Annotated in this window: 12 protein-coding genes; 7 read left to right on the plus strand and 5 right to left on the minus strand. The window is 48.2% G+C overall.

Going from position 1 to position 7,789, the window contains the following annotated elements; translation table 11 throughout:
- Positions 1-448: 448 nt before the first annotated feature.
- Complete coding sequence (locus QY97_RS18230; protein WP_332370332.1) at positions 449-1,423, minus strand: thiamine pyrophosphate-binding protein; 975 nt, start codon at positions 1,421-1,423, stop codon at positions 449-451.
- A complete protein-coding gene (locus QY97_RS21105) occupies positions 1,402-1,740 on the minus strand; it encodes a thiamine pyrophosphate-binding protein (protein ID WP_332370333.1) in 339 nt (112 codons plus the stop codon). Before QY97_RS21105 ends, QY97_RS18230 begins: the two co-directional genes overlap by 22 nt.
- 173 nt (positions 1,741-1,913) lie before the next feature.
- Here QY97_RS21105 and QY97_RS18235 point away from each other — a divergent pair, with 173 nt between their 5' ends.
- Positions 1,914-2,738, plus strand: a complete 825-nt coding sequence (locus QY97_RS18235; RefSeq protein ID WP_039236430.1) for an aldo/keto reductase — start codon at positions 1,914-1,916, stop codon at positions 2,736-2,738.
- Between the two features lie 49 nt (positions 2,739-2,787).
- Here QY97_RS18235 and QY97_RS18240 read toward each other — a convergent pair whose 3' ends face one another.
- Together QY97_RS18240 and QY97_RS18245 are read right to left on the minus strand one after the other, a co-directional pair.
- Entirely contained in the window at positions 2,788-3,246 is a 459-nt protein-coding gene (locus QY97_RS18240; RefSeq protein ID WP_082090228.1) for a DUF3237 domain-containing protein, read from the minus strand.
- 57 nt (positions 3,247-3,303) lie between these two features.
- The gene (locus QY97_RS18245) at positions 3,304-4,659 is read right to left on the minus strand and encodes an MFS transporter (protein ID WP_039236432.1); all 1,356 of its coding nucleotides are present in this window, start codon (positions 4,657-4,659) and stop codon (positions 3,304-3,306) included.
- Between the two features lie 449 nt (positions 4,660-5,108).
- Between QY97_RS18245 and QY97_RS18250 the strand changes: the two genes are divergently transcribed.
- The gene (locus QY97_RS18250; protein WP_039236429.1) at positions 5,109-5,354 is read left to right on the plus strand and encodes a YkuS family protein; all 246 of its coding nucleotides are present in this window, start codon (positions 5,109-5,111) and stop codon (positions 5,352-5,354) included.
- 84 nt (positions 5,355-5,438) lie between these two features.
- On the opposite strand, the gene QY97_RS18255 is transcribed toward QY97_RS18250, so the two are convergent.
- Positions 5,439-5,657, minus strand: a complete 219-nt coding sequence (locus QY97_RS18255; RefSeq protein WP_039236427.1) for a hypothetical protein — start codon at positions 5,655-5,657, stop codon at positions 5,439-5,441.
- A 263-nt stretch (positions 5,658-5,920) separates the two neighbouring features.
- Here QY97_RS18255 and QY97_RS18260 point away from each other — a divergent pair, with 263 nt between their 5' ends.
- The 5 genes from QY97_RS18260 to QY97_RS18275 all read left to right on the plus strand — a co-directional run bounded on the left by QY97_RS18260 (position 5,921) and on the right by QY97_RS18275 (position 7,663).
- Complete coding sequence (locus QY97_RS18260; RefSeq protein WP_039236425.1) at positions 5,921-6,382, plus strand: LytTR family DNA-binding domain-containing protein; 462 nt, start codon at positions 5,921-5,923, stop codon at positions 6,380-6,382.
- On the plus strand, positions 6,372-6,776 hold the full coding sequence (locus tag QY97_RS18265) for a DUF3021 domain-containing protein (protein WP_039236423.1): 405 nt from the start codon (positions 6,372-6,374) through the stop codon (positions 6,774-6,776). Before QY97_RS18260 ends, QY97_RS18265 begins: the two co-directional genes overlap by 11 nt.
- Before the next feature lie 378 nt (positions 6,777-7,154).
- Positions 7,155-7,322, plus strand: a complete 168-nt coding sequence (locus tag QY97_RS20765) for a hypothetical protein (RefSeq protein WP_166701716.1) — start codon at positions 7,155-7,157, stop codon at positions 7,320-7,322.
- Positions 7,323-7,514: a DUF3813 domain-containing protein gene (locus tag QY97_RS18270; protein ID WP_039236421.1), complete on the plus strand. Its 192-nt coding sequence runs from the start codon at positions 7,323-7,325 to the stop codon at positions 7,512-7,514.
- A 26-nt stretch (positions 7,515-7,540) separates the two neighbouring features.
- Positions 7,541-7,663, plus strand: coding sequence for a small acid-soluble spore protein P (locus tag QY97_RS18275; RefSeq protein WP_039236419.1), 123 nt, complete (start codon positions 7,541-7,543; stop codon positions 7,661-7,663).
- Positions 7,664-7,789 lie beyond the last annotated feature (126 nt).

Genomic DNA, 7,789 nt, shown 5'->3' on the forward strand with positions numbered 1-7,789 from the left:
ATGACTGCCATCATACAAAACTTGAAAAAGTGGGCCAAACTCCGCTCTTTACAGAAAATTGGTCTCCACCTCACTTCTCATATTATAGAAGGTTCCGTTTAACAATTCAAAAAAAGTGAAAACCCCGGTGAGAATTCACCAGGGTTTTCTTGACTAAGTTGTTTTTCAACAACGTGAGCCAGCCGCTGGTTTAATACCAGCGGCTGGCTGTATAGTTTTTGTTTTTATGCCGATCTTGACATGGTCGGGATCGGTCATAGAAATATACCAGTATAAATATTATTTTGTTAAAACCCGTTATTTTTCTCATTTCCCTTGAAAATAACTATATTAGTAAAGTTTTTGAAGCGTTACGATCACTTAGTAAATGTCCTGCCGGAAACCTGGATGACAAGAAAAAGTTCTTTCTATTTTCAGCTGATAGAATAGAGAGAACTACGTTCCATATTTATTTCGTTTCCGGGAAAAAGGCTTGCTCGGTATACACATCTACAAACGTTGGCTGATTGGCAAGAAAGGCTTTTTCCAGTGCCGCTTCAAGCTCCGTATCGGATTCTACCCGGAAGCCTTGCCAGCCGCAGGCTTCGGCGACTTTAACAAAGTCAGGGTTAGTGAGTTCCACGCCGACTTCTTTTTCATCGGCGGCTTTAATTTTATCCCGCTCCATCTGCAAGGATCCGTTGTTAAAGAGAACGACAGTGATGTTCAGCCCGTAACGGGTCGCGGTCAAGAGGTCTGCGAGGGTCATCTGCAGGCCGCCGTCGCCGACCACGGCGATGACTTGCTTCTCGGGCTGTTCCAGTTTCGCCGCAATGGCTGCCGGCAAGCCGAAGCCGAGGGTGCGCCAGTAGCCGGAGAACAATACGGACTGCCCGCTTGGCCGGAAGTTCCGGTTCATCCATACCGTTAAGTCGCCTGTATCCAAGGTAAGAATGGCGTCCTCTGCGACGGTACGCTCTAGCGCCCGGGCAATTCTGGCCGGGTGGACAGGAGAGCCTGACTGGCTGCCTTCCTGTTCATTTTGCGCCTCCCATCTGTCTCTCACCTCGTGACAGCGCGCCAGCCACTCGGTATTCGCGGAGAAGGTGCTTAAGCGTTTCTTTAACTGTGGAAGGACTTCACCGGCTTCCCCGGCAATGCCAAGCTCGGTCGGAATGCTTTTCTCCACGTTCTGAAGGTTTTTATCAATCTGGATGATCCTTGCGTTCTTCGGCACATATCCTTCCGGCCACCATGTGGCGCCGATCATCAACACGACATCCGCTTCCTTAAATACTTCCGGTGCATGCGGGTTGCCGCCTTCGCCAATGCCGCCTAACAGATTTGGAAAAGAAGCATCGATCAGGCCTTTTCCGCCCAGGCTCGTTAAAATACCGGCCCCCCATAACTCGGACAGCTCTTTTATTTCCTCGGAAACTTCCATGGCGCCTGCCCTGTAATCGCCAGAACCGGCGCTCGGTCGGCATATGCATCGCCTAGTCCGTTTAACAGGTTCGTCGCACCCGGCCCCATCGTCGCGGTACATACCGCAAGCCTGCCTGTAAGCTTGGCTTCCGCGGAGGCCATAAACGCCGCTGCCGACTCATGCTTCACCGCAATGAACTGGATGTCATTCTGTTCAGCGATCGCATCAATCAGACCAATAATCGTGTCGCCGACTACCCCGTAGATTCTCTTTACGCCAAACAATTTTAATTGATCAAGAATGAGCTCTGCCACTTGGCGCTTTTCCTGTTTCATCTATTCTCCACTCCTGTCTCGTATATGTAAAAATTAACTATGCGCCTGTTTATGTTTTTCACAAAAAGAGAAAGGGCTAAACTCTTTCAAAACCATTTATTTGAAAATACGCAGCTCGGCTTGCTATTCTAAGAAGGTACTTTTTACATTTCAGCTAAAGGAGAGATGACGGGATGAATTTTGTCACATTAAACAACGGGTTACAGATGCCTCAGCTTGGATTCGGCGTTTGGCAGGTGGAAAATGACCAGGCGACAGAAGCGGTAAAGAAAGCGTTAGAGGCAGGCTACCGCTCGATTGATACCGCGATGATCTACCAGAACGAGCAGGGGGTTGGAAAAGCGATCCGCGAGTCCAATGTGCCGCGCGAGGAGCTGTTTATCACGACAAAGGTATGGAACAGTGACCACGGCTATGAGAACACGCTGCAGGCGTACGAGCGAAGCCTGGAAGAGCTCGGCCTTGATTACGTCGATTTGTATTTAATCCACTGGCCGACGCCGAAGTACGATGAGTATATCGATACATACAAGGCGCTCGAGAAGCTGTATCAGGATGGGCGCGTGAAAGCGATCGGTGTCTGTAACTTCCATATCGACCATCTGGAGCGCCTGTTAAAAGAATGCGACGTGAAGCCGGTACTCAACCAGGTGGAATGCCACCCGCATCTGGCTCAAAACGACATGAAGGCGTTCTGCGCCGAGCACGATATTTTCGTCGAAGCGTGGAGTCCGTTAGAACAAGGCGGAGACGTGCTGAAGGATGAAGCGGTTCAGCGTATCGCCGAAGCGCACGGCAAAACACCCGCACAGGTAGTGCTTCGCTGGCATCTGCAAAATAACACGATCGTGATCCCGAAATCTGTCACACCGTCCCGGATTGAGGAGAATTTCAACGTGTTTGACTTTGAATTGTCTGCCGGGGATATGGAAGACATTAATCAATTGAACAAGGACCAGCGCAAAGGGCCAGACCCAAGCGAAATGAACATTCGCTGATTTTGCGCCTAAAAATAGCCCCTGCCGGCATCTGGCGGGGGCTTACTGTTTACAGCACTTGATAGAATGTCATTTCTACGTCAGAGGGATTCCTTACGCCGTGGCCGATGACAATCGTCCGGTTAAGAAAATCGTATGTACTGCCGCTTTCCACTTCAAACACAGGTGCCGTTTTAAAATAATACGAGCCTTCAGGCACCGCTTCTCCGCGGATGATTTTATCAATCACTTCCTTCGGCCCGTGCCGGTAGCCTTTATTCGTGATGTAAATCGGGACGCCGTCGTCTGTCTGGATCGTGTAATGAGCCACGACCTCTGTGACGCCGTCCGGGCGAATCAGCTGGTAATCAGCGCCGCCTGTAAGAATCTCTCCCTTCATCCCGGGCCCTTCAAAGGTTCCGCCGGTAATCGGGATCACTCTTCTTATGCCTGCGCCGGCGTTTCCCACCTCTATCGGAGCGGCGACTTGAATGTTGGCTTTAAATAATAATTCCGTTTCGATTGACATCTTTTTTTCATCCTTTCTTAATACATCCCGGGGATGGTTCGCCCCGGGATGAGTTTGTTATTTAGCGGCAGGCAGCTGCTGGTCCGCTTGTTTCGGCTCTTCTTCTTTGCTGTAATGGCCATGCTGCTCTTGAACGAACAGCATCGCAATACCGCCCAGCACCGCGGCACTGGCAATCGCCGCAAAGTTAAATTGCGGCAGAAAGTTCAGCGAAAGCAAAATGCCGACGAAGGTAGGAGCGACAATGCCCCCTACCCGGCCAAAGGCCATCGTGCTGCCCACAGCAGTGGAACGCATCGTGCCCGGATAGTACTGGGAAACGAAGGCGTTTGATACATTTTGCAGACCGACAGAGGCCGCGCCAATGACGGCGATTAGCGCAAACACGATCCACGTGCTGCTTGTAAAACCAATGAGCGACAAAGCGATCGCTCCAAAGAAGAACAAAGGCACCAGCACCTTTTTAAAGCCGACTTTATCGACTAACCGGCCGAACACAATCGTACCAATGATGGCACCGACCTGCATGACCGCTGTCAGCGTGAGACTTGAACTCAAGTCATAGCCGACTTCCATCATCAGGCTCGGCAGCCACGTATTCATCGAGTAAATCAGCATAAAGGCGCTGAAGCAGGAAATCCAGAACATGATTGTGCTCCTAGCCCGCTTTTCCTCAAACAGTCTCACGACAGGAGAGCCGGACGATTTCTCGGCAGGCTCTGGAAATTCAATGACGGCTTCCTTGCTTATCCCTGGCTCTATTTTAGAAAGAATCTTCCTAGCCTCTTCGTTCCTTCCTTTTTGTACAAGGAATCCGACTGATTCAGGAATCACCTTCATGAGAATAGGGAGAAACAATAAAGGAATGCCCGCAATCCAAAGCACAGGCTCCCAGCCTCCTATCGGAAGAAGAGAACGGCTGGTCAAAGCCGCCACCATCGCGCCGATCGAATACCCGCAAAAAATGAACGAAACGGTTACCGACCGCGCATGCTTTGGAGACAGTTCGGTCGCTAAGGCAATCACATTCGGCATGACCCCGCCGAGCCCGATGCCTGCGATAATGCGGAACACGGTGAACATGACCGGGCCCGTCGCAAACCCGGATAGAAACGTGAAGAAGCTGAATAAAAAGGTCGTGAGCAAAATAATTTTTTTACGGCCGATTTTATCCGCCAGCAGGCCGAACATCACGGCCCCCACCGCGGTTCCCATCACCGTATAGCTTCCAATGGCTCCGGCAGTCACATCGGAGATTCCCCAGTCACTGATCAGAGAAGGGACAATCGCCCCGTACACGACCACATCATAGCCATCAAACGCAATCACCAAAAACAGCCAGAAGATCAATGAAATATGAAAGGAATGAATCCGGCTTTTATCAATAATACTCATGGGTGTTATCGACTTCATAAGCGGCTGTCCTTTTGTGTCTTTCTTCGTGGTGCAGGCCTGCGGCACAACAATCGTAATAACATTTTTACTAATACCTCCATTATGAAAATTTAGAACTTTGTATTAATATAACACACTTGTCTGCTTGGTTTGGGGAGAATTTTGAAGGATTTAAGGTGAAATGGTCGGTTTGCGGTGGTTTCTTCATGAGGAGCGGCCAAAAAGCGAAGGATAGGCTTCAATGAATCACGAGCCCCCCGCTGATGGGTTCCAGCAGCCGGTCCCTCCTTTCCTGCCCTTTTTTAAAATCTAGAATAAAATCTCCCCGCAAAAGCCATTCTATAAGAGGAAACTTCCATCAATGGCCGGTCCATCCGGTGATGGATGGTTCAACAATCTAGGCAACACAGGCAGATCCCCCCTTAATTTGTCTGTGCAAGTACGGTAATTATCAGGAGGTACAACAAATGACGAAAAGAATTGCAGTGGAAGAGTCATTAACAAATGTGACCGAAGCACTTCGTGAGAGAGGGTTTGACGTAGTTGAGTTTCAGTCCGTTGAGGATGCTAGAAACTGCGCTGCCTGCGTCATCACAGGTCTTGATAACAACATGATGGGCATCCACGACACAGTCATGGACGGACCTGTCATTGAAGCAAGCGGCCTATCTGCTGATCAAGTATGCCAGGAAGTCGAGCAGCGGCTTCATTAATCGTTCTTTTGAAAAAGAATATGCAGGCAAAGAAAAACCCGCTCCTTCCGAAACAGGAACGGGTTTTCTTCGTGCAGGCACGATTTATAAAAAGGAGCGCTCTTCTTCGATCTCTCTGCGGAAATTCTCTATGCTTTCCACGCGCTTATCATTTTCTTCCTCAAGCTTCTCTTTCCGGGCAGCCAGCGCCGTTTGTTCGATGTCTTGCTCCGCCTTATGAATATTCTCCTGCGTGTTGTTAATCATTTGCTCCATGGCTTGAATTTTCTCTTTATGCTCTCTTGTCTCATTGCGATGATCCATGTGCTCTCCTCCTGAAAAAGCGTATTGGTTAGAGTGGAAGAGCGGCTCAATTGGGCCCGCTCACTTTATCTAATATGCCCTGAAGGAAAAAAGATATTTCTTAAAGGCAGCCGCTGTGTCTTTATTGAATATAACTGCCTGTCTCCTCAAGCCGGTCGTTCATCGTTTTCGGCTGGATAGTCAGGAAAACCTGAATGTTATCCCATAATTCGAAATTTTTAGTTGAACAGTTAGTATAGTAAAGAGAAAGAGAGGGGGATGAAATGAAGGTAAACATTGACCTTAATGAGCAATACGGGGAAACCTCTGTGACGATCCATGCCAGGAAATGGACAAAAGAGCTTGCAGAGCTGGTAAGGAAATTAGACCATCAGGCACCTAAGCGGATGATTGGCGTTGAAGGAGATAAGTCCATTCTGCTTTCACCAGGTGACGTCGACTATATATTCGCTGAGAACCGTAAAGTGTATGCGTCGGTCAACAAAAAAGCCATTGAACTGACCATGAAGCTTTATGAAGCGGAAGAGGTATTAGAAGGTCATGGATTTAGCCGCTTATCGAAATCGGCACTTGGCAATTTGAATCAGATCACTCATTTTGAGCTGGCGTTTAACGGCAATTTATGTGTGTATTTTCGTTCTGGCAGTAAAGAGTACGTCTCCCGAAAGTATGTCCATGAGTTAAAAAGAAAATTAGTTTTAGGAGTGGATGCACGTGATCGTTGAAATAGCCAGAAGAAGTTTGATTGGCTTAGGGTATACGGCTATCCTTACGTTTGTCATATTGACGATCATGACGTTACAGGATATCCAAGTACCGGTGCCTACTATATGGAAGAATATGTCGGGGAGTATGATCATGGGGATTTACTTTGGCAGCGCCTCTCTTATTCTTGACCTTGAAGAATGGAGTCCTATGAAAAAAACCGCCGTTCACTTTCTTATCTCGATCCTCATTTGGCTGCCGCTTGCTCTCTGGATGGGCTGGCTGCCGCTTGAATTAGCCCCCATACTGTTCGGAATTGGCATGTTCATCGTTGTTTATCTGCTGTTTTGGTATGGATCCTACCGGTACTTTAAACGGATAGAAAATGAAATGAATCATTCCGTGAAAAAATAAAGGACCGCCCCGCTGTTCTCCTGCCCTTCCAAACGTCTGTAAACTAAAAACGGTACGCCAGTCGGCGCACCGTTTGCATGCAAGAGAACTGCTTGGTTTATATGGCCTGTACGTTATCTTCGACAAACACCTCATTTACATGATGTGATTATTGAAAATCCCTGCCTCTGGGTTCGTACGATCTGTGCCCAAAACCATCACCCCGTTTGGAGATTTCGTTCCTTGCATTCATTATGATAACCACTGCCCCGTTTTTTATACAGCAACTTTTAAAAAAACTTATCCAATGATTTATTTTATATTTCCCCCTCCTTTGAGGTAACCTACAACTGACACGGAAATCTTCGTGTCTACACTAACGCGCCGGAGGGATGAATCATGGGAAAAAGCAGTAAATCGAAGCGTTTTGTTGAGCAGGGAAAGAACTCCGTCAAGAAACACAGTGAACAATTTCCTTTCCGCACAACGTATGCGGATGCTGAATCCCGTTACTATTCCACCGAGCACACAGAAGAAAATCCTGACTACACGGTTGGAGGAGTTTAAGTGGGCAATCGACTTTTCCAGGAAGCACGCGATTCCGTTGAGCAGGCTCTCGCTTATGCGACTGAGGAAAATATAGCCGTAGCGAAGAATAATCTTTCTTCCGCTTTTGCGAATGCCAATTTGGCGGAGCAGCGGCAGCTGAGCGGCATGCAGAAAAAGCTCCAGCAGGCGGAGCAATCCGTTCGTTTGTAACACTATCGACAAGAGGAGTGTGGGCAATGGGCAAACGCAATGGTCCAAAAGCGGCTGACAGCAATCAGCCGAAGCCGCTGAGCGGTTCTCACAAAGTGAAGAACCGGAATCATTCCCGACAAAATAACAATCCTGGCCATGGGATGTAATAGGCAGCTGTAAGCAAAAAACCCCTCTGTTAGACGAGGGCACTGAAAAACTTACGTTTTTTATTCTGCAAATTCAAATGAATACAAAAAGGCAATTTTCCACCTGTTTTTCAAGCGGAAAATTGC

This window comes from Bacillus thermotolerans (assembly GCF_000812025.2).
GTDB lineage: Bacteria > Bacillota > Bacilli > Bacillales > Domibacillaceae > Quasibacillus > Quasibacillus thermotolerans.

What these genes read in the sequence shown, in the direction of transcription:
- QY97_RS18250 (WP_039236429.1), top strand. Translation starts at nt 5,109, where the DNA reads ATGACGAAAAGAATTGCAGTGGAAGAGTCATTAACAAATGTGACCGAA.
- QY97_RS18230 (WP_332370332.1), bottom strand. Translation starts at nt 1,423, where the DNA reads ATGGAAGTTTCCGAGGAAATAAAAGAGCTGTCCGAGTTATGGGGGGCC.
- QY97_RS18260 (WP_039236425.1), top strand. Translation starts at nt 5,921, where the DNA reads ATGAAGGTAAACATTGACCTTAATGAGCAATACGGGGAAACCTCTGTG.
- QY97_RS18235 (WP_039236430.1), top strand. Translation starts at nt 1,914, where the DNA reads ATGAATTTTGTCACATTAAACAACGGGTTACAGATGCCTCAGCTTGGA.
- QY97_RS18240 (WP_082090228.1), bottom strand. Translation starts at nt 3,246, where the DNA reads ATGTCAATCGAAACGGAATTATTATTTAAAGCCAACATTCAAGTCGCC.
- QY97_RS18245 (WP_039236432.1), bottom strand. Translation starts at nt 4,659, where the DNA reads ATGAAGTCGATAACACCCATGAGTATTATTGATAAAAGCCGGATTCAT.
- QY97_RS18275 (WP_039236419.1), top strand. Translation starts at nt 7,541, where the DNA reads ATGGGCAAACGCAATGGTCCAAAAGCGGCTGACAGCAATCAGCCGAAG.
- QY97_RS21105 (WP_332370333.1), bottom strand. Translation starts at nt 1,740, where the DNA reads ATGAAACAGGAAAAGCGCCAAGTGGCAGAGCTCATTCTTGATCAATTA.
- QY97_RS20765 (WP_166701716.1), top strand. Translation starts at nt 7,155, where the DNA reads ATGGGAAAAAGCAGTAAATCGAAGCGTTTTGTTGAGCAGGGAAAGAAC.
- QY97_RS18255 (WP_039236427.1), bottom strand. Translation starts at nt 5,657, where the DNA reads ATGGATCATCGCAATGAGACAAGAGAGCATAAAGAGAAAATTCAAGCC.